Annotated in this window: 21 protein-coding genes; 8 read left to right on the top strand and 13 right to left on the bottom strand. The window is 52.2% G+C overall.

Going from position 1 to position 22216, the window contains the following annotated elements; genetic code table 11:
- The 6 genes from CXF87_RS09460 to CXF87_RS09485 form a co-directional block, all read left to right on the top strand.
- Window positions 1-2206 (top strand): conjugal transfer protein TraN (locus CXF87_RS09460; RefSeq protein ID WP_232774864.1); only part of this gene is annotated, 2206 nt, incomplete at its 5' end.
- Window positions 2194-2784 carry a hypothetical protein gene (locus CXF87_RS09465; protein WP_101146465.1) on the top strand — a complete coding sequence of 197 codons (591 nt, stop codon included), beginning with the start codon at window positions 2194-2196 and terminating at the stop codon, window positions 2782-2784. The genes CXF87_RS09460 and CXF87_RS09465, both read left to right, overlap by 13 nt.
- A complete protein-coding gene (locus CXF87_RS09470) occupies window positions 2784-3197 on the top strand; it encodes a hypothetical protein (protein WP_101146466.1) in 414 nt (137 codons plus the stop codon). The genes CXF87_RS09465 and CXF87_RS09470 overlap by 1 nt, the downstream gene beginning before the upstream one ends.
- Window positions 3194-4864: a type IV secretory system conjugative DNA transfer family protein gene (locus CXF87_RS09475; RefSeq protein WP_101146467.1), complete on the top strand. Its 1671-nt coding sequence runs from the start codon at window positions 3194-3196 to the stop codon at window positions 4862-4864. The genes CXF87_RS09470 and CXF87_RS09475 overlap by 4 nt, the downstream gene beginning before the upstream one ends.
- A gap of 9 nt (window positions 4865-4873) precedes the next feature.
- Window positions 4874-5125 carry a hypothetical protein gene (locus CXF87_RS09480; RefSeq protein ID WP_035561838.1) on the top strand — a complete coding sequence of 84 codons (252 nt, stop codon included), beginning with the start codon at window positions 4874-4876 and terminating at the stop codon, window positions 5123-5125.
- An 83-nt stretch (window positions 5126-5208) separates the two neighbouring features.
- A complete protein-coding gene (locus CXF87_RS09485; protein ID WP_035561835.1) occupies window positions 5209-5553 on the top strand; it encodes a hypothetical protein in 345 nt (114 codons plus the stop codon).
- 40 nt (window positions 5554-5593) lie between these two features.
- Here the strand turns inward: CXF87_RS09485 and CXF87_RS09490 are convergent, their stop codons facing one another.
- From CXF87_RS09490 to CXF87_RS09530, 10 genes are all read right to left on the bottom strand, one after another.
- The gene (locus CXF87_RS09490) at window positions 5594-8728 is read right to left on the bottom strand and encodes a conjugal transfer protein TraG N-terminal domain-containing protein (protein ID WP_101146468.1); all 3135 of its coding nucleotides are present in this window, start codon (window positions 8726-8728) and stop codon (window positions 5594-5596) included.
- Window positions 8728-10287, bottom strand: coding sequence for a conjugal transfer protein TraH (locus CXF87_RS09495; RefSeq protein WP_101146469.1), 1560 nt, complete (start codon window positions 10285-10287; stop codon window positions 8728-8730). The genes CXF87_RS09490 and CXF87_RS09495 overlap by 1 nt, the downstream gene beginning before the upstream one ends.
- Window positions 10287-11306, bottom strand: coding sequence for a conjugal transfer protein TraF (traF, locus tag CXF87_RS09500; protein ID WP_101146470.1), 1020 nt, complete (start codon window positions 11304-11306; stop codon window positions 10287-10289). The genes CXF87_RS09495 and traF overlap by 1 nt, the downstream gene beginning before the upstream one ends.
- The gene (locus CXF87_RS09505; RefSeq protein ID WP_157826485.1) at window positions 11303-11758 is read right to left on the bottom strand and encodes a metal-dependent hydrolase; all 456 of its coding nucleotides are present in this window, start codon (window positions 11756-11758) and stop codon (window positions 11303-11305) included. Before CXF87_RS09505 ends, traF begins: the two co-directional genes overlap by 4 nt.
- Window positions 11759-11829: 71 nt before the next feature.
- Window positions 11830-12483, bottom strand: coding sequence for an ERF family protein (locus CXF87_RS09510; protein ID WP_157826486.1), 654 nt, complete (start codon window positions 12481-12483; stop codon window positions 11830-11832).
- A 567-nt stretch (window positions 12484-13050) separates the two neighbouring features.
- Window positions 13051-13950 (bottom strand): reverse transcriptase domain-containing protein, encoded by a 900-nt coding sequence (locus tag CXF87_RS22235; protein ID WP_269801099.1) that lies wholly within the window; start codon window positions 13948-13950, stop codon window positions 13051-13053.
- Window positions 13838-14449, bottom strand: a complete 612-nt coding sequence (locus CXF87_RS22240; RefSeq protein ID WP_269801100.1) for a reverse transcriptase domain-containing protein — start codon at window positions 14447-14449, stop codon at window positions 13838-13840. Before CXF87_RS22240 ends, CXF87_RS22235 begins: the two co-directional genes overlap by 113 nt.
- Window positions 14450-14965: 516 nt before the next feature.
- Entirely contained in the window at window positions 14966-16057 is a 1092-nt protein-coding gene (locus CXF87_RS09520) for a DUF7146 domain-containing protein (RefSeq protein ID WP_157826487.1), read from the bottom strand.
- 209 nt (window positions 16058-16266) lie between these two features.
- The gene (locus tag CXF87_RS09525; RefSeq protein WP_101146474.1) at window positions 16267-17667 is read right to left on the bottom strand and encodes a DNA cytosine methyltransferase; all 1401 of its coding nucleotides are present in this window, start codon (window positions 17665-17667) and stop codon (window positions 16267-16269) included.
- Window positions 17668-17988: 321 nt separating this feature from the next.
- The gene (locus CXF87_RS09530) at window positions 17989-18360 is read right to left on the bottom strand and encodes a hypothetical protein (RefSeq protein WP_101146475.1); all 372 of its coding nucleotides are present in this window, start codon (window positions 18358-18360) and stop codon (window positions 17989-17991) included.
- 391 nt (window positions 18361-18751) lie between these two features.
- On the opposite strand from CXF87_RS09530, the gene CXF87_RS09535 reads away from it, so the two are divergent.
- Both CXF87_RS09535 and CXF87_RS21575 read left to right on the top strand, forming a co-directional pair.
- Entirely contained in the window at window positions 18752-19021 is a 270-nt protein-coding gene (locus CXF87_RS09535) for a hypothetical protein (RefSeq protein WP_101146476.1), read from the top strand.
- A 31-nt stretch (window positions 19022-19052) separates the two neighbouring features.
- Window positions 19053-19925 (top strand): hypothetical protein, encoded by an 873-nt coding sequence (locus tag CXF87_RS21575; RefSeq protein ID WP_157826488.1) that lies wholly within the window; start codon window positions 19053-19055, stop codon window positions 19923-19925.
- Between the two features lie 152 nt (window positions 19926-20077).
- Here CXF87_RS21575 and CXF87_RS09545 read toward each other — a convergent pair whose 3' ends face one another.
- The 3 genes from CXF87_RS09545 to CXF87_RS09555 form a co-directional block, all read right to left on the bottom strand.
- Window positions 20078-20698, bottom strand: a complete 621-nt coding sequence (locus CXF87_RS09545) for a tyrosine-type recombinase/integrase (protein WP_101146478.1) — start codon at window positions 20696-20698, stop codon at window positions 20078-20080.
- 330 nt (window positions 20699-21028) lie between these two features.
- Window positions 21029-21562, bottom strand: coding sequence for a lactoylglutathione lyase (gene gloA, locus CXF87_RS09550; RefSeq protein ID WP_101146479.1), 534 nt, complete (start codon window positions 21560-21562; stop codon window positions 21029-21031).
- Window positions 21563-21646: 84 nt separating this feature from the next.
- Window positions 21647-22216, bottom strand: a 570-nt coding sequence (locus tag CXF87_RS09555; protein WP_232774865.1) for a GMC oxidoreductase, incomplete at its 5' end; no start/stop codon positions are given.

Below are 22216 nucleotides of genomic sequence, written 5' to 3' on the forward strand. Positions count from 1 at the left end.
TTTAGTAGCTTTATTAATCTACCTAATAATACCCCAGGTTACCTTTGGGGCTTTAAGCGACTACCAAGAGTGCTACAAGGTCGGAGAGACATGTATTGATTCTGCCCCCAGAACGATAATGGGTAAAACAGTCAGACGAGAGTGCTGGGAATATGCCGTTACTTATAGATGTTACGGCGATCCATATAGCCACACTTGCAATCTCGAAGCACTACAGAACGATGATGACTGGGAGTTGGTAAACACGTTTGGAGAAACATATCCAGCGACCTATTCGCAATATTCACGCATTCTTCCTGACAGTTGGATCGAAGAATGGCAAAAGAGCGAGTCTACATGTAGTGCCGACACTTCGTATGGCTGTGGCCCAGATATAAGCAGGACAGATATAAAAGATGCTTCTGGAAATATTGTCGGCCAGAAAGTAACTAAGCGCTGTTACATCGGCGAGACACCACGTTGCAATAACGACCCGAACTGCAACATAACGAGCTACGACTGCACCAGAAAGCAAGACGGTTTATGCGTTCGGCAGGAACAGACATATACATGTCGCGAAGATGGGAAATGCGATCCTAGTTCCTACGAAATTATGCCTGAAGTTAGCGATGATGAAGGCGCCTTCTCAGACGCTATTGCAGCGGCAGGTGTCATGGACATGATCGCTGCCGAGGGTGGGTTAGATGAAAACATGCGGATCTTTTCTGGCATGGAGCGCGAGTGCAAAGCGATTACAAGCGATTTCCGCCGCATGATGGAATTTAACGCAACCGTATCAACCGTTTTGGCAACGTATTTTGGCGGACCGCTTGGAGCTGTCTTGGCTGGCACTGCTTCGGCAGACATCCTAAATGCTATTGAGCACATGCAATGCTGTCAGGAAGACCCAGAAGATGTCGTTTTGACCAGCTCATTTATCTCTATGGCTACAGGAATCGGTGCTGACTACTGTGACCTCGAAGATGTAGAGCTTGCTGCTGCTCGCATGGCGAAACGAGCCGTCCAAGTTACACCCGGCTTTGTTCCCACCAATAATACGCTATGCACGTTCGCAAATTATATTTACAACGCGCCTGCGAAAGGTGACATGTCCTACGCGAAGCAAATATGCGCACATTGGACAAGGCCATGGTCGATTGCGAACACCCAAACTCAGGTGGATAGATACCAACGCTGGTGCGAGTTTGACTCGATGCTTGCCAGAATAATTCAAGAACAGGGTCGAGAACAGCTTGCCGAGTTGGCTTCGCAAAACGCAGGTGGAGCTGTTACCAAGCGCATTGAGTTTCCTTTTTACAATTCTGCCGGAGGATGGTCGAACGAGCTAAATGCCAACGGCAATCGAGTGCGGTTCTGGCAGTGGAAAGAGGAATGCTCTACCGATGAAGGCTTTACCAATTCGATGTTATCTGGATACGACTGCCCTTCAAGCCCAGACATTTATGCAGCGGTCTGCTCTGAATCGTCATGCGGGGCACCGCCTGATCACCCTGTTTATGGCTTTAGCCCAGGCTGGGAAACCCATCGCTTAGCAGCAGAGGATCATCACACCCGTGCGATCAACCGATATTCGGTTGTAGAAGGTGGGTGTTTTGAAGATGGCAGCTGTGAATACAAAGTTCACGCTTGGAAAGCTGGCGCTGGTGGTCAGATGCGCATTCCCTTAGATATGAAGTGGCCAATCAATTTTCCTAATGATGGCTGGGGCGAGTTTTCTTGGGCGCATAACAATGTTCACTTCGAGGCATATACAAACCCTCTAGGTTCAGAATCCCCTTCCAGAGGGCTGCGCATGTGTATCGGTTCATCATATGAATGCTATGACAATGCGGCGTGGAATGAAGTCAACATCCAGAATGACATTACTAATTTGAATAACTATGTCAGCAACAGTCCACCAGTGACTCTCACTGGTGGATGTTCCGTTGAGGAATGTGAGTTTAGAGCTTCAATTGAAGTCAATCTTACAGCTAAGCCTTGGTACACCTACTCAGAAAAGAAATACGAGCCGTGCATGCTAAAGGTTTTGGGTAGCTGTGTGACAAAGGCCTCCACAACTTACGATCGTCAGTACAAGCCAGACTGCACCGGGTTCACTATTGACGAGTTCCTTGCACTTGATCTCGGCGATATGGATTTCTCGGAGTACGTGGAAACGTTGTCGGAAAAAGCACAATCGGAGTTCAACCAGACATGGGCAAGATAGCTTTAATTCAAGCTACTTGTGTGGTGATGGTATTGGCATCTACTGGCTCCTTCGGGAGCCCAGTAGACCGAATCACTGCCCAAGCTGAAGCGCTGGCATCAGGTGCAGCCGGTTCAGAGGAAGTGGTGCAGAACGCGGGGCAGAGGCCTTTCATGTTCACGCCCAATAATGGGTATGTAGGCCTAGAAACCCAGCTAGATGTATCGCTCACATATACGTCCTTTGAGAACGGTGGACAGAACGTTAGAAGAGTTGAAAAAGCAGTTGTCGACTGGGGTGACGGCTCAAGTCCGACCACAGTGACCCCTGGCACACCCGCCTACCATACGTATGGCCACCGCAATAAGGAGGGTGCCATTACACCTCATGGAAGTATTGTCTATACCGGCAGGATTACGTTCGTGACTACTTCAGGCAATGCATATACCGAGCAGTTTCAATATAGCATGTGGCATTCCTTTCTTGACTCGCTTGTTCCCGGAGGAAGATCGCTACCCAACAACATGCTACCGAGCGTTAGTGGGGCTGGTGGCAGGGATCGTTTGCCTAGTGGCTTCTTTGATAGGAACAACAAATAATGCAAACTCTTTTCAAGGCTGCGTTGATCATGGTGGCAACAACCATGCCTTTTTTTGCCAATGCTCAGGAAGGCGCCAATGAACCCGCGCATCAGCTTTACGGCGGTCATGATGCTGGCGCGCTACTTAGCAAGTCGATTATGGTGACCAGCCAGCTAGATTGGCTCAATGCCTGGTCGCAGAACCTTGGAGGCAATCCACCAGAAGATTTGCCCCAAGGCTATATCGGAGTTCTAGTCTTCGCGTCCTACCCAGGACACCTCATAAGCCTTCATCCTCTGGACGACAGCTCATCTTTGACGATTCGCTGCCATCAGGCACCGCTGCCCGACAGCCGTAGCTACATCGCCCCCGCTGCATGGGCAGCCGGGATGTTCCGTGCTGATAGCGTGACGCTGGAGGATTGCCCATGATAGCCGGCAGAATGGATGCGCTGGCACTTACCGCCATTGCAGCCGGCGTTGCGGCCGCTACACCTTGGGCTGTCGGCACCTTCCCAGCATGGCCTGCTGGCGTCCTGGGTTCGCTGGGCATGGCGCAGCTCACATGGAGCCAGGCTATGGCCAAGCTGCGCCAGTACGACGAGGATTCCCGAGAGGGCTTCGTGCTGCCTTCAGACGAGCCAGTAGATGATAAGGGGCCTTCCTTACATATCGGCCTGACCACCGACAAAAATACTCGAATCAACATGCCCGACATCCTCGGGCAGCGACACACTGCGATCGTGGGTCAGTCTGGTGTGGGTAAGACTACTCTTGGTGAATATATCCTCTGGCAGCAAACTGCGCGTGGGCGCGGATGGCTATTCATTGACGCCAAAATTGATCGGGACACTCGGGATCACCTAGCGTACATGGCCAAGGTGACAGGCCGCGAAGATGAACTCTACATTATCGACGTGTCAGACCCCGATAACGCCAATACCTACAACCCTGTTCTCCACGGCGATCCTGATGAGGTGGCATCGCGGCTGATGAACCTCATTCCTTCTGCGGAGAACAATCCAGGCGCCGATCACTACAGGCAATCCGCCAATCATGCACTCACTGTCATCATTGCCGCTCTGCAAGCCTCCGGTCAGTTATATCACTTCGGCGATCTATCAATTCTATTGCAGTCCGATAGAGCCCTTGAAAACTTGGAGAGAATGACTCCTCAAGGGCCTGAGAAGAGGGCGCTATCGATCTTCCTCGATCAGTTCCGTACCCGTACCAAGGAAGGGACAAAAATCGACCTCAACCGCATGAAGCAAACGCTGGGCGGGATGGCAGGCCGGATTGCACTGTTCGCCCAGGGTAAGTTTGGAAAGGTCTTCAACGTTTATGCCCCGGAAATCGTGCTTACCGAGATTATTCGTAAGGGCCACATGCTTTATGTCTCGCTTCCGACGATGGGAAAGGACACCGCAGCCCTCAACCTAGGGAAAATGATCGTCTCGGACATTCGCTCTGCTGTTGCCTACATTCAAGATTTACCCAAGGGCGAAAGGCCAGAGCATTTCATCGCACTTCTGGATGAAATGGGTGCTTACGTAATGGAAGGGGTAGGGCGTCTCTTCGAGCAGGCGCGATCGGCCAATATCGCACTGATTCCAGCCTTCCAGTCCTTCAGCCAGCTTAATCGAGTCTCGCCAGACTTTGCAGACATCGTGATACAGAACACATGGAACAAAATATTCTTCAAGTTCGGTGCGAAAGACAGCCCTGAAGAGGCCGCAGAAATACTAGGTAAAACCAAGCGTTTTCAACGTACTGTCTCAGTCTCGGCTAACCAGGGAGAGAGTGCGCAGTATTTGAGAACCACCCCACAATCCAGCATGTCCGATGGCGGCGGCATGGGTGAAAGCTGGCGCGAAGTTGAGGAGTTCAGGGTAACACCGGATCAATTGAGAGCCATGGATATGGGGCAAGCGGTCATGATGATGGGCGCTCGCATGTATCATTTGAGAACGCCAATGATCAACTACCCCAAACACATTCCTTCATTTAAGGTAATAAAACGCAAGATGAAGATGCCTGCCGACAAACAGGCGCTTAACTTCGAGGAACGACTAAACGAGTTTCTTACAGCAACTGTTTAGGTGGTAGTTATGATTACAGTGTTATTTTGGGCAACAATCGCCATCTTCGCTATGTTGCTCTTAGGAATTCTTCCGGGAGTAAAGGAAGTCTTTAGACCGCTCATGGATATTTTATCCAAGGGAACCATAGAGGTATTGAAATTCGCCGGGGGATATATTCTTTGGCTTGCCAAGACGATAATTCATGCCCATATCGACCTTGTTACCCACTTATGTCATAAGCGCTCATACTTTGACCCAGCAGAAAAGATGAGAAAATAGCCGCTTCTTATTGTAATTTGAAATCGTCGTATGGTATTATTAGATAACATCAAGGTGATTGCGTCGATCGTTCGGAGGTCGAAATGGCTAACAAGAATCGCAAAGCTCGCCGCCAACGTGCGATCGCAGCACGGCAACATGCCGCTCAGCCATCCCAGGGCTCTTTCGTCGCAAATGAGCTGCACCAACTGATCGGTGCTAATGAAGAAGATGTAGTCAGGGCTTTTAAGTGGAGAGCCAGGCAGAACGTTATCTTTATCTATGCGGTTAATGCAGTGATATTTGCGTTTCTACTATTCTTCACCGCGTACACTTCAAACAGTGGGCTGAGCAAATTTGTCCCGTTTATCTGGGCGGGTTTCATCGCTTTGTTCCTAGCACAACAAGCTATGCTGAAACGCTACAAGCAGCTCATCCGAAACACATAACCCCCCTGCCTTGGCAGGGGCTTTGCCTATATGGCTCCTCTTATCGAGACAGCATAAATTCCCGAGGATCAATTTCCTCGCCTTGGGCAGGGGAAGGGATCGATTCATTGCTTGATGAATCTGATGAAGACCCCCCTGAACGGACCTGTATCCTTGTTATCGTTGCTTCAGTTGCGTTCAAGGTGGGTCCATTTCTGGCCTGGGAGTCAATCTGAGACTGACTAGGCGGGGCTTCGACATCAACCGGCTCAAAAGTGCCATCGCCACCATATTGGTAATATGCATGCCCGTCTTCTCGCTCGACTGCATAGATTGCTTGCCCATGACCACTCTCATCTTGGGTGTAAAGCGCGGGTACGAACATATCATTGCCGACTTGAATATTCGTTCTATCGCCACCCGTGATCATGGCGTCAGCGTTGCTGGCATCAGCTGCCGCTAGATCCCTGCGATCAGCAACAGTAAAGCTCTCACCTGTGTCTATAACATGGTAACTATCAGGACGAACAACAGGAGCCTGGGCATTGGCTTGTATATCATTCAATTGCGTAGGCGAATCAGCAGATAGCCCGCTGACACCAATAGCACCAATAGGCGATGTAGTGGCGTCTGCATGACTTGCCCTTTCATTAACATCGGCGGTGTTGGCCCCTACTGTCCCCATGACAAGGGCCCCTCGGCCGGAAATGTCTTTTACATCTTCACTCATTTGTCCTTCTACTTTACTCCGGACAACATCAAAATCACTTTGTATGCCAGCTACAGCGTGAGGATTTGCAGCTGTAGGAAGCGAGCCTGAACGGCTAGTTGTGTATTCCTCACTTGCTCGTTGCTGAACCTGCACGGCCTCTTGGTAATCATTTGAAGCCGCGTAGAGCATTGATGCTCGGTCTTCACCGGCACGGCTTTCAAGAACCTGACGTGATTCCCCTTCGGTAAACTTCTGGGAGTAACGACTACCATCTTGTCCTGTAACACTTAGCGTGCCGTCTTCACCAAAAACGAGCTTTCCAGTATCTGCCTGCGCAACACTGGTGGTTTCTTCGCGCGCATCTTGATCCGACTGGGACCTACGCACTCCGGCCTCAACAGCCGCCGAGCCTCGGTAATAACCACTTATGCCACTGCTAAGGCTAAGCCCAAGCTCGCCTTTAACACCTGCTTCAGCTGCCACCTTACCTGCTGCGTGCATGGTCATATCGTTTATTTCGCGCTCAGAAAGACCTGTTTGATCCATCACTTGACGGGTTGCACCCAATTCACTCATATACCTCTGACCTTGGGTGTCTTGACTCATTCGAGACCAATCAATCGAACCGTCTTGCATATAGCCATTGTCTTGGGCGTATTGAGTAGCACCTCGAAGGGAATCGGTCATCATACTTTGAGACTGCTGTGAGAACGACTCCTTGGCTTCTTGAGTGCGCTGTGTAGCCTCTGAGTATGATTGCGAAGCCGAATAGTTCGCTCTAAAGTCAGCTGGGCGTAAGCCCACGTTCATATCTTGGCCGCTCATACTGGTCACAGTAGAAGCTCCAACCCCTACATGGTGGGCCGATACTTCTTCCCCAGAGCTATAACGGTGAGAGGTTTGGTGAGCATTCATGTTCGCGTTGTTCATACTTACCTGGCCAGCCGAAGCTGCACCTGTAGACATGTTGTTCGCGGCTGTCGCCGCTTGTTGGCTACCAGATGCCCTGTCCAAGACAGAGGTGAAGGCGTAACCGCTGCCAGATACTAGCCCCCACATGATGGCGGGAACTAAGGTGGACATAAAACCTGATGCCATCACCATCTTGTCCGACATCTCGCTGACTGCGCTCATATTGGCCATGGTGAGACCATCAGCGAGGTATCCCGCTGTCTGCCCCTGGAAATAGAGCATCATGATGTAGTTCACGATAGCGAGCCCTGGCCACCATAAAATGAGCCAGGTCATCACCTGGGCATACGAGGTGCCCATCTTCTTGCCTAAGCCGGGGACCAACACCGCAGCAAACACAATCGGCGCCAGCCCAATCACGAATGCCTGAAGGATCGCGAAGAAATAGCCCGCCATATCCCGGAAGAGAATAGCTGTGCTATACCATCCAGATTGCTGGGCACGTCGAGCCTGTTCCATATTCAAGGCTGAGATCAGCTCGTTGGAGCCTGTGGCCATTGCTGCGTATTCATAGGTGCCTGAGTACATTTCTGCGATTGCGGCTTGTGTGGCAAGCCCTGTGGCGTCCTGAACGGCACTTCCCCCTGAGGCCCAGCGAAACGAATCATCCAGAGCGGCTTGTGCCAGCGCTGTTGAACCTGCTGCCTGCTGAAGCCAGAACGGGGAAGCTTCCCTCATGCCGTTCAATAGCGCGGGAGCTGCAGTCTGCAAACGGTTGTCAATGCTCGCGTAGGCCTCATCGCAAGCCTGCATGCCACCATTTGGATCGGTCGAGTCATAAACGACGGTATAAACTGCCCGGTTCAGGTTATTGCCTAAAACCCCCCATGCATTTTGTGAGGTAATTAGCGTCACCGGGGATATTTTGCCGCTAAAAATATTCGGCAACGCACAGTCATTCATGAAACTTTGAATGCTTGATCGCAGGTACGGATCAGTCAGGCGAATCTTCTTCATGTCATTCAGCATGCTTGCCGCCATGCCAATGGGAGCCCCCTCTGAAATACGTAGATTTTCGAAGTTTGGCGTCGTGAAGTTAGTTTCAATGCCGTTTGTAGCCCACATCCCTATCTCTGAGATGACAACAGCAGGAAGACCGATGGCTGCCGGAACGCCTTCAATTCGTTGAATGAATTGGGGCGACCCAACGCCATCCCACACCATGTCTTCAATAAGAATATCGACCTTCAAAGAGAACAGCATGTAGACAGTAAGAATCATGCCGGCAAAATACATGGCCACCTTTTGCAGACTTCCACCCAGGATTCCCGTAAAGCACATCGCAAGGAAGCCGGCCATCGCCAAGAATAGCGCCAAGTTCCTGAACCCAGGGTTTGAGTCAGGGTCAGTCAGGCGTTTAATCGCCTCCAGTATTTGCGCCAGCGCATAACCATTGCCATAGCCATAAAATGTCCAAGTGTCACCACTTGCAGGCGTCATGGTCTCTGCGATTGCTAACCCCGGAACAGCGACCAATCCAATAGCTATAAGGGCAGGAACAAGCCATTTCATCAGTCCATCTCCCGAACCATATCACGAGCGAAATCCATGCCGGATAGACCCATGGCATGAAGATTTCGCAACGTGGCGCGGTTGATCTTGTCAACCTGGCTCATTATGTTTTCCTGAGTCTCAGCCATAAGGTTAATTTGCTGAGCCTTCTGGGAGGTCACGACAACTAGCTCATTCTGGGCCTCGCGGAATTCGCGCAAGATCTCACCCGGCACGGATGATGTCATCGATGTCTTAGCCGTTGCCTGGACGGCATAGCGAATGTACTCAATGGAGATCATGTAAGACAGAATGGTCGAGTTACCAACTACTAGGTCGTAGGCAAGGTCCGGGTAGGTCGCTGCAACATTAACTGCTTGATAGAGCGGGAAGGGCGCTGCAGCAATAATGGCCTTTTGAGAAGCGGTCAGCGGGGTGCCACTGGCAACGTTCTTAACCGCACCTTCCAATTCCATAATCACCGTGGTCAAAAAGCCGTGGCCAAGTGATATATCCTCAACCTTTGCTTTGTTCGGGTTCCAACAGTCTCTCAGATCACTGTTGCTACAAGTATAAATCTCGGTGGCCTGGCCTGAGGCGCCTGACCATACCTTGTCCTCGCAAAAGCTGTTCACGAAGTCAGCGTATTCAATGACGGTCGGCGAGGCTTTATCACTTCCGCACAGGAATATGTCCAGCATCGCATCGGCAGTTTCGATGGTTGGCGCAAAGGTGTTCGAGTCGCCACTACCCCCTTTGTTGCGAACCTCAGTACCAATCCAACTCATCAATAGCTCGGCAAATATCTTGTTCTCTGCCCCCATGTTGTTGCTGCCATCTCGCCCAGGGGCAATACCTGCTTCTTGAAGGCCTAGCCATGTGCGGTTGCCATCAAGCTCTAAGGCCAGTGCGCGATCCCCGGGATTGTTGCTGAGGTGGTCTCGCACTTCGCGGCCCGAATCCGATTTGCTATCACAAGTGTCCTGCTGGGCTGCCAGCCAGTCACTTTCCACGCCCTCAAACATCCCTACCGAACTACACCAGAGATTGCCTAATTCGCCGGAGTAGTCAGGGAACCCCTCAACCAGTGCGGTAGCAGCCTCACAGCTGTCCTGGGATAGTTTCGCCGCCGCCTGTGCCATGCGTTGTGCGAACTCAAGCACATCCCCACAAATAGGGCAGAGCTGTTTGAGCGCGAGCTGGAAGGAGAGGGCTACAACCCCTTGGGCGATTTGCTCCAACATCTGCTGGATCTGTTCACTGTCGATATAGGAGAAGCCACCAAAATGCGCGTCGATGCCATTGCAGCCTACGTCTAGCCGCGGCGGGTCCATGTTGACTAGCGAGTAGCGGTTCTGAGAAAACCGCATGGTCAACCCCCCGGCCGTGTATCCATGCCGTGTCCTGGTCTCAAACGACGCTGCGCTGTTTGAGCTACTGAAGCCGCCTCCGGCACTGGATAGCCGGTCAAACGCATTTTCGAGTGCGTTGGCTTCAGCCAGGCTTGTGGTGGCCATTATCGACATTCCGCTGATCACGGCTGTTGCCAACATGGTTACAAATTTGTTTCTGGAGAACATTACTCAACTCCTTGGGGAATGCCGGCGCCGAGGCCACCGGATGACCGTTCCAGCATGTCGGGGACGCTGAAATCAACGGGAGGACTCGTGCCATCACCAACCGCCTCGAGGCCCTTTTCTGCTGCTCGTTGGATAGCACCAAAGAAGACCTCAATCCTCGAGGTAATCCGCTGCGCTGCTTCAACACCACTGGAGACGCGGAACCAAAGATCATCCTGTGGCAGGTAAAGCCAGAGGTCCGGTACCGCTTCGACGGCAAGGTGGCCAGCAGCCTCTACTGAGCGTCCTGTGGTATCGCAGCTGTTCGAGAACTCTGGCATGCACCCCCCATCAAGTGGGGCGTTGTAAATAGTGAGCCCAGTACGTCGTTCGAGCTGCTTCATAACTGGTTGCATGTCATGACAGAATTGGCAGCTAGACCGGGTAAACCAGACGAGAAACCCATTCTGGTCATCTATCTCTTCCATGACCGCGTTGCGCTTGCCATCGCGTGCTCGTGACGCTGCACGAAGCCCAAAAGAGGAGACGGGGCTATGTACGAGGGGGTTGAGGTCCTGGTTTTGGATCTGATTCCACTCCCACATCCTCGACATTGTGATGGCTTGGTCGACGGCCCATCGCATATACCGCTGAAAGGCCTCGACTGTCTCTGGATTGTTGGGGTTCATCACAGACTGGTTAAGCAGCATGTCGCGCTGCTTGGCTTGAAACTCGAAGCTCCCCTCTGGGTCGACAAAACCACAAGAGGGCTCCCACTGTTCTGGGTCCGTACAATCCAGCTCCTCTTCAGGCGCCTTGGCCATCGGTATCTCGACTGGGGGCTCTTCGGGCTCTTCTTCCTCATCATCATCTAAGTGCCCCCAGAACCAACCGCATTCGCGAGCATTATTGCTATCAAGGCAGGCTTGCCCTCGGTCCCCACCAGGCTGGGCTATAGCGGTCGAACTCAGCGTTAGCAAAAGCGCCAGCATTAGCTGCAGAAATGGCGCCGGCAAAGGGCCAGCGGTAATGTGTTTCATAGCACAAGGCTCCGTATCAAAATCGCGGCAATGACCCAGGCCAACAGCACGGGCCAAAATTCTGAGGTGCCGCCATCCCACAGCTTCAGGGAATGGCGTTTGGCGGGGTGCCACACAGGCACTCCCAAAGGGGTGCCAGCATCTCCAATGACGTGAGAGAGCCCACCAACCGAGAAACCAAAGAGCAGGGCGGCAAGCAATGGCGCATCAGGTAGCCAAACGGCTGATGCCACTGCCAGCCCTAGCCAAGGGAGCAACCAGTGGGTCACAGTCCTATGGGGTATGAGCGTGGCTGGACCAATGCGGATCTCCAGCCAGTCAGGTGCCGTTGATCCAGGCAGCGCCATCGCCGCCACTGCCAGCGCAGACATCCCACCATAAAAGGGGGTCATAATCGCACCAGCCGATGCGCCAAGCGCCAGGCCGAATAATCGATGAGCGTTCCCGGTCAAGCTGCCTCCAAATACCTGTGTCATGCACGCGAAAAAGCCCCAACTCCACAAAGGGATGGGGCTATGGAAGGTTAAGCATGTTGGGATTGCTGTCGCTGGATAATTCGGCGTCGCTGTGCGATCGCTCCCTTGAGCCGAGCTGACAGGTGTGCATCCAGTTGAGCGCTATTGACCCAGCGTTCGGCCGAAACCAATCGCTCAACATCTGAGTTTTCAATCTCCGCTAGAATCGCTTCGGGCGATGCCAAACGGTGACCGTTCGATACCCGCTGCTCTGATGGCTCAGGCTCTCCTTGGGAGAGAAGCACTGAGGATTCCACAGCGGCGTTATTGGCAGCATTTCCATCATCGTCCGGGCCTTGAGCAAGGCCTAGAAGAGCCATCAACCCATAGCGACGTGCATACGTCTGGGCTGACGCCACACCATGGCTATCAAGGGTCTCAACGGGCATCTCACAGTAAGAGCCAATGTACTCCCCAGAAGGGCCATGAATGAGCATGGTCTCCATCACCACAGCCCCCACTGTTCCGGGCACAGGTGCCTGAACCAGTGCAATTTCAAACTTATTCAAGTCGGCACGAATGCTGCCGATTATAATTGCGAGGCTTGCATAGCGGTTGTCGTACATCGGATTCGTAGAATCCGGTGCGATCAGACCACCAAGCTCAGCCTGCACTGAAGCCAGGGCTTTGCCGATTCTGGCGATCGAGTCACTGCGATTCATAACGTGCTCTCCTCTCATCCCCCAGGTATCGGGGTCTCATGAGAGGTAGGGGCGCTACTGACAGACAAACGGGAGGTGGTATTGAGATTACCGAGAGGAGTGGCAACCCCGCGGAAGTGACACGATCCAGCGGATAGATCAAACAAACGTTTAATTTAAAAGAAAGTAGGGAGAAGTGATGCACCACGCAAGGGAACTAGAATCATTCCCTAGGCCCCATATAACCTTGGTCTCAGAACGAATAACAGATAATAAAAGCAAGGCTGGTTATGGAATGACAGATAGGGCGGTAACTTTGGACCCTGTGCTCAGAGCCTTGAGCACAGAATCACCGCCCGGAGGCATGCTATCCACGCTAAAAAGCGCCAATGCCACAGGAATGCGCTTCAAGCGAGGTAGAGTTAAATGACCTAAGTGATCAGTAGCTGCTTGACCCAAACAGATTCAGCGAATATATAAAAATGCATCCTTCCTCCCGAATCCCATCATGCTGAAATCGAGTAGGAAGGGGAGTCACCTCCCCCGTCCTCTCACACCACCGGGCATACGGTTCCGTACCACGGCGGTTCATGAACAACGTTTGAGCCATCTTACCGTATCCAGTATCGATATCAGGCCCTGATCATAAAACCACTTTCTAGGTAGGGCCTGATTCATGTGCGAGGCTCCGGCGTTCCACCAGGGCCCTCGCCCATTACCCGCCGATTTCCAAGCACGGTACGCGTCCAGACCTAGGCCTCGGAGTTTCCGCCGCCGGGTCGCTCGGCGCTTCCATTGCCGCCAGAGCAGGCCGCGTAAGCGGCGACGTATCCATTGATCCAGTGCTTCCAGCGGGCGCTTCACATCAACGAAGCTGAAGTAGTTGGCCCATCCTCGCAGGACTGGCCTCAACCCTTCGATTACCCGTTGGATGTTACGCCCCTTACCACGCTTCAGTATCTCACGGACACGCTGCATCATACGCTTCAGGCTGGTCTTGGCTAGCGTCAGTTTCGGCTGCTTGTGCCGAGTGAGACTGTAGCCCAGATAGCCGCGTTTCCATGGCCGATCCACCGCACTTTTGTGGCGGTTGACCGTCAGCCGGAGTGAGTTCTCGAGATACTCACTCAAGCTGTCCATGACACGCTCGCCTGCCCGCCAGCTTTTGACATACACCTGCACGTCATCGGCGTAGCGGCAGAAGCGGTGGCCTCGGCGTTCCAACTCCTTGTCCATGTCGTCCAGAAGGATGTTCGCCAGCAGCGGGCTGAGGGGCCCACCTTGGGGCGTCCCTTGCCGTCTCGGCGTGGGCAAGCCGTGCTGGAACAGGCCCGCTTCCAGGTAGCGGCGGATCAGACGCAGCACGCGCTTGTCGTTAACGCGCCGCGCGACCCGTGCCATCAGCAGGTCGTGGTTCACTCGGTCGAAGAAGGCTTCCAAGTCGAGGTCGACCACCCAGCGGTGGCCAGCGGTGGCCAGCGGTGACATGGGCCTTCATGGCCGAGACGGCCTGCTTAGCGCTGCGCCTGGGGCGGTAGCCGTAACTCGACGCGGAGAACGCAGGGTCGAAGATGGGCATAAGCACCTGTAACAGCGCTTGCTGGATCAATCGGTCGGTAACCGTGGGAATGCCGAGCTGCCGTGTCCCACCCTTGGGTTTGGGGATGACGGCGGCTCGGATCGGGCTAGGGTGATACGCATCGGCCAATAGCCGCTCGCGCAGCGTTGGCCAGTACTGCTTTAGGTGGCCCGCTAACTGGTGCACCGTCATGCTATCGACACCCGGTGCCCCTTTGTTGGCAACCACCTTACGGTAAGCTCCCTCCATGTTCACCGGGTCAACGACCCGTTCCATGAGCGAGGCTGACTCCGCTTTCGTCCACGATAGCGACGCCGGGATCGTCTCGACGCTCACCGGCCGGGGCGTGGAGTTCTGCTCCTGCCCCTCTGGGTGAGTGACGGTATTAGCGTCGGTTTCTGTCTTCATGATCGATCCTCGAGACGTTATCGCCTACTCGCGGTTCTTCATGTTCGGCCCTTGGTGCCGTGGTGAACCGGCACTTACTATGGCCTCTGCTGACGTCTGGTGATCCATCCCGTCGCCTCTCGACGCCGGTAGCACCGTGGCAGACCACCAGACCTCCCAGGGTAAGACGCGCGACCTTCCTCCCACCTACCCGCCGCATTTACTATCGCCCCTTCCGGATAGCTATGGGGCTTTGAGGATCATTGCACTCTCGCCCGGGTGCGATAGCCTCGTATGCGATTTCTGTTCGTCGGGCCGGGAGTTTGCCTTCAGCTTCCTTCAGATTCTGCCTTGCGGCAGACACCCTTGCTGTTCAGCTAACGGTTCCCGCTATCAGGGTCCGTAGGGGACTTTCACCCCCAAGTCATCCTGTGAGGCACCACCCTCAGGAATAGCGCCAGTCAAGGCGCTGCGCGCCATGCCTGGCGCACAATGAAAAAACCCTCCTGACAATGGATGTCAGAAGGGTTTGAAGGGTTAAGCAGCTTTGCTCTTGCGGGGAAATCCCGTGAGCCCACTACTGGTGTACACATCAGCCCAATCAACGCTCACATCAGTTGAGCTGGGTGCATCAGGGATCTTTATCGAAGCTCGAATCCCTTTCTCTAAAAGCCGAGCCTGGAGCACTTCCGCTGCGTCCTGACCAGCCTTACGTCCTTTCCTGTCGGGTAGGTCACGATCAGCCCAAATAACGACTTCCGTGACACCCTCAGGCGGCTCGAACGACCTCATTAGGGAAGCTGACAGTACCGGCCAGACAGGCATTCCCGTAGCAGCCCGAATAGCTAGCGAGGTCTCAATGCCCTCAGCCACACCGATAACGCCGGCTGTAGCTGTGCCTAGTCGAATAGCACCACCGTGGACATCACCATTCTTCACCACAGGGAACAGCTTTTTAGCCTTGCTCACAGGCGCCTTCTCAACCACACCATTTTCTGTGCGGTTGAGATACGTCCTATGCATCGTGACAGGCTTTCCAGCCGCATCCCTGACAATGGTTATCAGTGCAGGGTAGTAGCTAACCACTTTGCCTTTCTCGATGTAGGCCATCCTAGGGTGGAGGCGTGCCTCCGTCTCGAGAACGTTAAGCATCGGCTTTACAGGCAACCCGCGGAACTGCAAGTAGCTCGCCAGCATGAAGCGACCTTCGCCCCTTCCCAGGGGTAGAGCTTCTTCCCAGCGCTTGCGCAGCGTTGGCCGTATGTCCTGCTTTTCCTCAACCTTCCGTGGGGGCGGCCGAGATACTGTAGGCGCCAGCGGCTCAACGGATTGTTCACCGAGAGCCCCCATGACCTGCTCCAGTATTTCGGGAAGAGACCAGCCTTTCAGCTCTTTGAGCAGGCTAAAACCATCCCAGTTACCGCAAGTGCAAATGGCCGTACCGCGTTGCTTGAAACCGCGATCGAGACGGAAATCTTCCTTACCACCATGTATCGGGCAATCGATGTGATGTCCCGGGTGGGCAAGTGCATGCTCCAGCTCGGGGCACAGTGCCTGAAAGACAGTATCCCATTGACCTTCCGCAATACGCTTCACATCAGCAATTTCGTACTTGTTACTATTCCTCATGATCTGCTCCTCTCTCATTTCCGATCACCCGGATCTCACAAGTAGATAGGGCGACCAGTGACGGCTATGGAGAGGTAGGGGAGACACTGCCACCAAATATAAATGTTCCGCATGCGAAACAATGGCAGTTAGTAGTCTTAAACAGAGAAAAGCCCCACTCCAATTAATCGGAGTGGGGCTTGAAGGATGCCTAGTAGTTCAGTGTGTGGCTAAGCCGCGGAATGCGTCTTGTGCCACTTCTGTTGCCAGGCATATTTGTCCTGCTCACCAATACTATGCAAGCAGTTGCCAATGAGGCGGCCCACTGCGCGAAATGCACAATGAACCACTCCTTGGCCCAGTAGTTCGTGGCTGACAGTCTCAGACAGCCCTTGAACAAGCATCTCAGGGACAGTTTTGACTCGGGCATGCTCTGCCTTGGTCAATAGTCGCGACTGGCCAGAATCGTCTGGGTGTCGGAGAAACGGCTCAGTTGAGCGCGCCTTCGAGTAACCACGCCCTATGGTGCCGAGGCTTCCCTCTGAACCATCGAGCAGCTGACGACGAAAGCCCTTACCCGCGGCCAGATCCCTGGCTTCCTTGTCGGCAAGGTAGCTGTAAGGCTTGAAGCGATCCTGGACTGCCTGAAACGGCTCCAATACCTCAGCGATTAATGTTTCACGCTGACGTACAGGCTCCAGTGCTTCGAGATCGACCTCAATGCCTTTACTCACTGCGAGCATGCAAAGCCGATTGCGCCGCTCCAGTGACCCCATCGCGTACCCATCCAGAATGGTCTCATGCACGTCATAGCCAATGCTCGACAACACGCTGCGAATGACCGTCATGCTGGCGGTCGTCTGGTACTGCGGGACATTCTCCAGCAGCACCATAGCAGGGCGCAAAGTCTGGATTGCATTCATGAAAGCGATGAAGAGACTACCTGCTGTCTCATGCGCTTCTGCCCGATCCAGCTTGTTCTTCGCACGTCCTGACAGGCTAGCCCCGGTACACGGCAAACCCGCGCAAAGGAGGTGAATGAACGGCAGCTTGTGCCACTCCACTTCCTCCATCGGGCCTTGGATCGCAATGCTATCCTCGTCCCACACAGGATTGTTCACCAATGATGCCTCCAGATAAGCACCTTCCAGCTCATTAGCGAAGGCTAGGCGCGAGGGCATTCCGACATCAGCAAGGCCAGTATGTATCGCGTGATCAAGCACTCCAGCACCGTGTGCAATCGAACCAATTTCAAGCGGCTCACCCTTGGTCAGGGACTGCAGTAGCCGACCCATACGATCAGATTCAGCAAGATCATGGTGATGAATCGTGATGTCGACACGATTCCCCCTGACGACGACACGCACCCTCTCTACCTTGCCCAACGCTTGCGCCAGCTCAGCTGCCGTAATGTCTATGACTGGCAACTCGACCTCACCACGCTTTCTGCGCGACACCTTGTAAGCACCATCTTCTGTAAATTGCAGGGTCAGGCTCTTACGGCCGGCAACGAGGTTGAAGCGCTGCCCTGGTGTGATCCCAGTACGCGCCAGCCGATTACCTTCTAGCCACAGACGCTGCTTACCACGGTGCTCACCAATCTTGGTATAAATCACAGTGCTCTTGCCCATGATCAATCTCCTCTCTCATTCCTGCGGAATACAGGTCTCGAAAGGAGGTAGGGGACCAGGTGACCCAAAACTGGGCCGGTGGGAATACTGCACACAAAGAAAATTGGCGCCTGGTATCAGGCCCAGGGCAAGAGGGGGGATGTTGCACAGATAGTCCTGATGCCTTGCCATTGTCATCAACGCACTAAGGGGGACACTGCATAGATAACCCTAGAAATCCGCTTACCGGATGTCCGTGAAAGAGGGGGGATGTTGCACAGCAGTGATCGGTTCAGCCTGAATGTGAAAGACCCTTCACAAGTGAAGGGTCTGTTGAATGTACTACGCAGCGGTCTTGATCTGTTCAACAATCTCTATTCCACGCTCAAGAGCATCTTGAGCAAGTGCACGAGCCTGAACGTCAAGGTGAGCATTATTTCCGGTCTTATTGACCTCAATACCCCCCAGTACAGCTGCCACATCGTCCAAAAGAACAGATTGGCTACCTACCTTCAGTTCGACCTTAGCCTTGAGCATACCGAAGAACCACTTATTCTCTGCCCAGGTTTCCTTATCGGAACCTGAATAGGTATCAAAGCAGTTCGGTGTCACATCTGGATCATGGCCGAGCAACACTGTGATCATGAAGTCGCCATGTGAACCTGTCACGATGTCACTACAGATTGCAAAGCCGTCAAATTTAGTCAGTTCCATGATCGTTTCTCTCTCATTCCTGCTGGATTGCAGGTCTCAGGGGGAGATAGGGAAGCCACTGACACAATATATAAGACTCCGTGGTACCAAAAAGGGGGAAGGGCTCCTACTTCCTTGCATCGGTATGGCCATGCACCTCGATAAGAGTGCGTAGTGAGAGATCGGATATACGTGAGCGATTGATAACTGTAGGCCAGAGGTAGGAGGGTGGGAAACGCGTGAAAATCTATAAACCGTGACAGCCTTTTTTGATTAAGATACTGTCAGCTTAAGAATTATGAGGAATCTCGATTTTCCGATAACGACCCTGAGCAGACATTTTTGGCAATGCAGCAAGAGCGCGAATATGCTGGCAGTCTGATGCTTGTTACATCGAGAGGGGCAATTGCGTATGTCAGCTCATGAAGAGCAATTCGAAAACCACGGTATCCATGACGTGATTTCGCAACTTGAGTCTGCGTTGCAGAAAAAGAGTAGCAAAGACGTGCCTGATGATGCGTTCGATAACTTAGATCGAATTCGACAAGCGACCGCATTCATTCGCGGAAGAATTGAAATGGCAAGCCCGTTATTGACTCCAAAGGTTCGCTTAGATCAGATTCAAAAATCTCTCCAAGCTAGCCTCAATGAGGTGGATCAATTTCAAAGTGTAGTGGCATAGTGAATCTGGCCATCTTATGGGAAGAATTAAAATGAGAAATTTCATAATTTTATTTATTTTAGGGGCCTTGTTGAGCTCAAATGTTAGCGCCAACCCTCCTAATTCTCGCTCACTAGGAGATTCATGGATCTGTAATGAAGGTTACCAAAGGGTTGGCAACTCTTGTGAGCGACTGTCTGTGCCAGATAATGCGCGAGTTTTGGGCAATATGTGGATGTGCAACGAAGGCTACCAGAGAGTGGGCAACTCTTGTGAGCGACTGTCTGTGCCAGATAATGCGCGAGTTTTGGGTAATATGTGGATGTGCAACGAGGGCTACCAGCGAGTGGGCAACTCTTGTGAGAGATTTTCTGTACCAGATAACGCGCGAGTTTTGGGCAACATGTGGATGTGCAACGAGGGATATAAGAAAGTAGGTGGTCGTTGCCAGCGAATGACTGCACAGGAGCTTGAAGAAAAAAAGAGGCTACTTGAGCTTGTTGCCCAACGTCAAGCAGAGTTACGTGCTAAAGGCGCCTCTGGCCAAACCTGTGAAACCGAATACGACACCGGTGCGGAAGTTTGTCTTTCAGTTGAAATGGCAAATTTGGACTGCGACGAGAGCTACGATGACAGCTACTATGATGACTGCGAAGTAAATGTGGATTACTCTTTAGAGACTGATTATAGGGGGAGCTCTGAAATTGATGTGGAAGTATATTGCGAGGCTGAAATAGATTATCAGTCACGATCAGGGTTGAGGCGTTCTGAAAGTGATGGGTATCATGAATCTCATTCGCTTGGTTCGTATGAATCTGACTCTGGTTACGTTAATCTAGATTTTTCCTTCTCATCATATGAGGAAGTCTATAAGGTGAATCTGGATGATGCGTGGTGTGAAATGCAGAGTGTTGAACTGAACTAAGCAGGCCCCGTGACATGTGTTGCGCCGCAAATTGTTGCCCTTGAATCCCATCCATACAACCAAGCATTGCGTTTAGAACTATATCAACGACTTCTAAAAGGCCGCTCTTGGCCGGGCAACGACGACCTGAAATAGGCCGTCGTTTATCCTTATCAAACCTCTGTCTGTTCTGCCATTTCCAACGCATCATCTACCTCTATTCCTAGATACCTGACGGTGCTTTCCAGCTTTGTGTGACCCAGGAGCAGTTGCACTGCCCTAAGGTTTTTCGTGCGACGGTATATCAGCGAAGCTTTTGTACGACGCATCGTGTGCGTGCCATACATTGAAGCATCTAAACCTATTTCGGTGACCCAGGCTTTCACGATACGGGCATATTGGCGCGTGGAGAGATGCTTTGCGCTATTGATTCGGCTGGGAAATAAGAAATCTTCGCTTCTGAGTTGAGCCAGCTGTATCCAGTCCTCAATAGCGTTACGGGTTTGCTCGGTTATTTCGAACTGGACAGGTCGATGCGTTTTTTGCTGCATTACGATGGCACGTGGTGATATGCACGTACCATGGGCTATATCCCGAACTCGTAAATTGACAAGGTCGCAGCCACGTAACTTGCTATCAATGGCTAAATTGAAGAGGGCAAGGTCTCTCGTCTTTTTGGCAAGCTGTAGGCGCACACGTATGGCCCAGATATCTCGAAGGCGCAGAGGCGCCTTCTGCCCAACCAACTTGCCTTTATTCCAAGGTGTAAATGAGATTTCAGTCGGAAAGTTCATAGCATGATCCTCCATCAGGTGGAGGTCAAAGAATGGCTCAATTCACGCTCGTCATGTGCTAAGGTTAATTCATGGTCAGGGCTCGACCCAAAGCGGCCAGTCGTGATAGACAACAGTCGGGCCAAAAGCGGTCGTCGAGTGCCTACGAAACTAGGGTCGATTCAAATCGCTTAAAAATTCGCCGCTTGAACGTACAATTAATAGGCGCCTACGATGACCCACCGTCATATGCTCAGCTACGTTGCTGTCATCTAGCCATTCATAAAAAATTACGTCCAGCCTGAAAAGTTGGACGTAATATATGGGTTGTATAGTGGGACTATTTATCTATTAATCACCAAGCTCTGCTAAACGATCTGCTTGGACTACTTCAATCCAGTAGCCATCGGCATCCTTCACAAAAATAACGTTTTTCATTTTTCCTTGGTCTGAGCGCTTAATAAAGGTGACATTGTTTGTATCGAACCATTCTTCAGCTGCTTCTAGGTTCGGCACATTAAAGCAAATATGACCGAAACCTTGAGGCTCAGCGTTACCATCATGGTAGCTAAAATCTTCCTGCTGCTCAGTCCCCCAGTTATGGGTCAGTTCAAGCAGTCCACGTTGTTTAAAAGTCCATACGGTACGCTCCCCTTTATCCTCTGGCACTGCCTCATCACCTTGTAGGTTGGCCAGAAAATAAAGCGTAAACTGCATTTCTTCAAAATCGAGTCGTCTTAATAACTGCATTCCAAATACCCGCGAATAGAATGCAAGTGCTGTGTCAGGATTTTTTGTGCGCAGCATCGTATGATTAAGGCAAAAACCTGCTGAATTGGCAGTGGGGGACTGTATGCCGGGATGCTTCTCGCCTTCAAAACTCATAAATCACCTCTTTTAAATGGTAAATATACTGCCAATTTTAGTAGCTTTGCCCAGCTCCCAGTAAATGCTAGGCACTACACTCATTTAAACCACGCCGGTTCGCATCAGCTGTCCAATATGCTCAGCCTGACGGATGGCCAATGAGACTATAGTTAAGGTCGGATTCTCAGCTGCTGAGGTCGTAAATTGGCTGCCATCGGAAATAAACAAGTTCGGAATTTCATGAGAGCGTCCATAACCGTCACAAACACCTTCATCGGGCTTTTTACTCATACGGCAGGTGCCAAGGTTGTGAGTAGAGGGATAGGGCGGCACCTCATAAATATCTTTTGCCCCTACTGAGCGGTAGAGATCGGCACCTTGGCGGTAGCCATGGTCACGCATGGCGATATCATTAAGATGGTCGTCATAGTGCACATTTGCTACAGGAAGGCCAAAGCGATCCTTAACGTTATCATTTAGAGTTATTCTATTGGTTGTTTGGGGTAGATCTTCGCCAACTAGCCACATACCGGCCATATGGTCATATTGATCTAGCGCGCCAGTAAAGCGCGGCCCCCACGCACCTGGATCAAGGAAAGCCGCCATAAAGGGCAGGCCCAACGATACGGTTTCCATTTCGTAGCCGCCTACAAACCCCCTTGAAGTGTCGTG

Source organism: Halomonas sp. MES3-P3E (assembly GCF_002836035.1).
In the GTDB taxonomy this organism is placed as follows: domain Bacteria; phylum Pseudomonadota; class Gammaproteobacteria; order Pseudomonadales; family Halomonadaceae; genus Vreelandella; species Vreelandella arctica.

What these genes read in the sequence shown, in the direction of transcription:
- CXF87_RS22235 (WP_269801099.1), bottom strand. Translation starts at nt 13,950, where the DNA reads ATGTCACCGCTGGCCACCGCTGGCCACCGCTGGGTGGTCGACCTCGAC.
- CXF87_RS09520 (WP_157826487.1), bottom strand. Translation starts at nt 16,057, where the DNA reads ATGAGGAATAGTAACAAGTACGAAATTGCTGATGTGAAGCGTATTGCG.
- CXF87_RS09465 (WP_101146465.1), top strand. Translation starts at nt 2,194, where the DNA reads ATGGGCAAGATAGCTTTAATTCAAGCTACTTGTGTGGTGATGGTATTG.
- CXF87_RS09510 (WP_157826486.1), bottom strand. Translation starts at nt 12,483, where the DNA reads ATGAATCGCAGTGACTCGATCGCCAGAATCGGCAAAGCCCTGGCTTCA.
- CXF87_RS09495 (WP_101146469.1), bottom strand. Translation starts at nt 10,287, where the DNA reads ATGTTCTCCAGAAACAAATTTGTAACCATGTTGGCAACAGCCGTGATC.
- CXF87_RS22240 (WP_269801100.1), bottom strand. Translation starts at nt 14,449, where the DNA reads ATGAAGACAGAAACCGACGCTAATACCGTCACTCACCCAGAGGGGCAG.
- traF (WP_101146470.1), bottom strand. Translation starts at nt 11,306, where the DNA reads ATGAAACACATTACCGCTGGCCCTTTGCCGGCGCCATTTCTGCAGCTA.
- CXF87_RS09485 (WP_035561835.1), top strand. Translation starts at nt 5,209, where the DNA reads ATGGCTAACAAGAATCGCAAAGCTCGCCGCCAACGTGCGATCGCAGCA.
- CXF87_RS09475 (WP_101146467.1), top strand. Translation starts at nt 3,194, where the DNA reads ATGATAGCCGGCAGAATGGATGCGCTGGCACTTACCGCCATTGCAGCC.
- CXF87_RS21575 (WP_157826488.1), top strand. Translation starts at nt 19,053, where the DNA reads ATGAGAAATTTCATAATTTTATTTATTTTAGGGGCCTTGTTGAGCTCA.
- CXF87_RS09490 (WP_101146468.1), bottom strand. Translation starts at nt 8,728, where the DNA reads ATGAAATGGCTTGTTCCTGCCCTTATAGCTATTGGATTGGTCGCTGTT.
- CXF87_RS09535 (WP_101146476.1), top strand. Translation starts at nt 18,752, where the DNA reads ATGTCAGCTCATGAAGAGCAATTCGAAAACCACGGTATCCATGACGTG.
- CXF87_RS09545 (WP_101146478.1), bottom strand. Translation starts at nt 20,698, where the DNA reads ATGAACTTTCCGACTGAAATCTCATTTACACCTTGGAATAAAGGCAAG.
- gloA (WP_101146479.1), bottom strand. Translation starts at nt 21,562, where the DNA reads ATGAGTTTTGAAGGCGAGAAGCATCCCGGCATACAGTCCCCCACTGCC.
- CXF87_RS09480 (WP_035561838.1), top strand. Translation starts at nt 4,874, where the DNA reads ATGATTACAGTGTTATTTTGGGCAACAATCGCCATCTTCGCTATGTTG.
- CXF87_RS09525 (WP_101146474.1), bottom strand. Translation starts at nt 17,667, where the DNA reads ATGGGCAAGAGCACTGTGATTTATACCAAGATTGGTGAGCACCGTGGT.
- CXF87_RS09470 (WP_101146466.1), top strand. Translation starts at nt 2,784, where the DNA reads ATGCAAACTCTTTTCAAGGCTGCGTTGATCATGGTGGCAACAACCATG.
- CXF87_RS09530 (WP_101146475.1), bottom strand. Translation starts at nt 18,360, where the DNA reads ATGGAACTGACTAAATTTGACGGCTTTGCAATCTGTAGTGACATCGTG.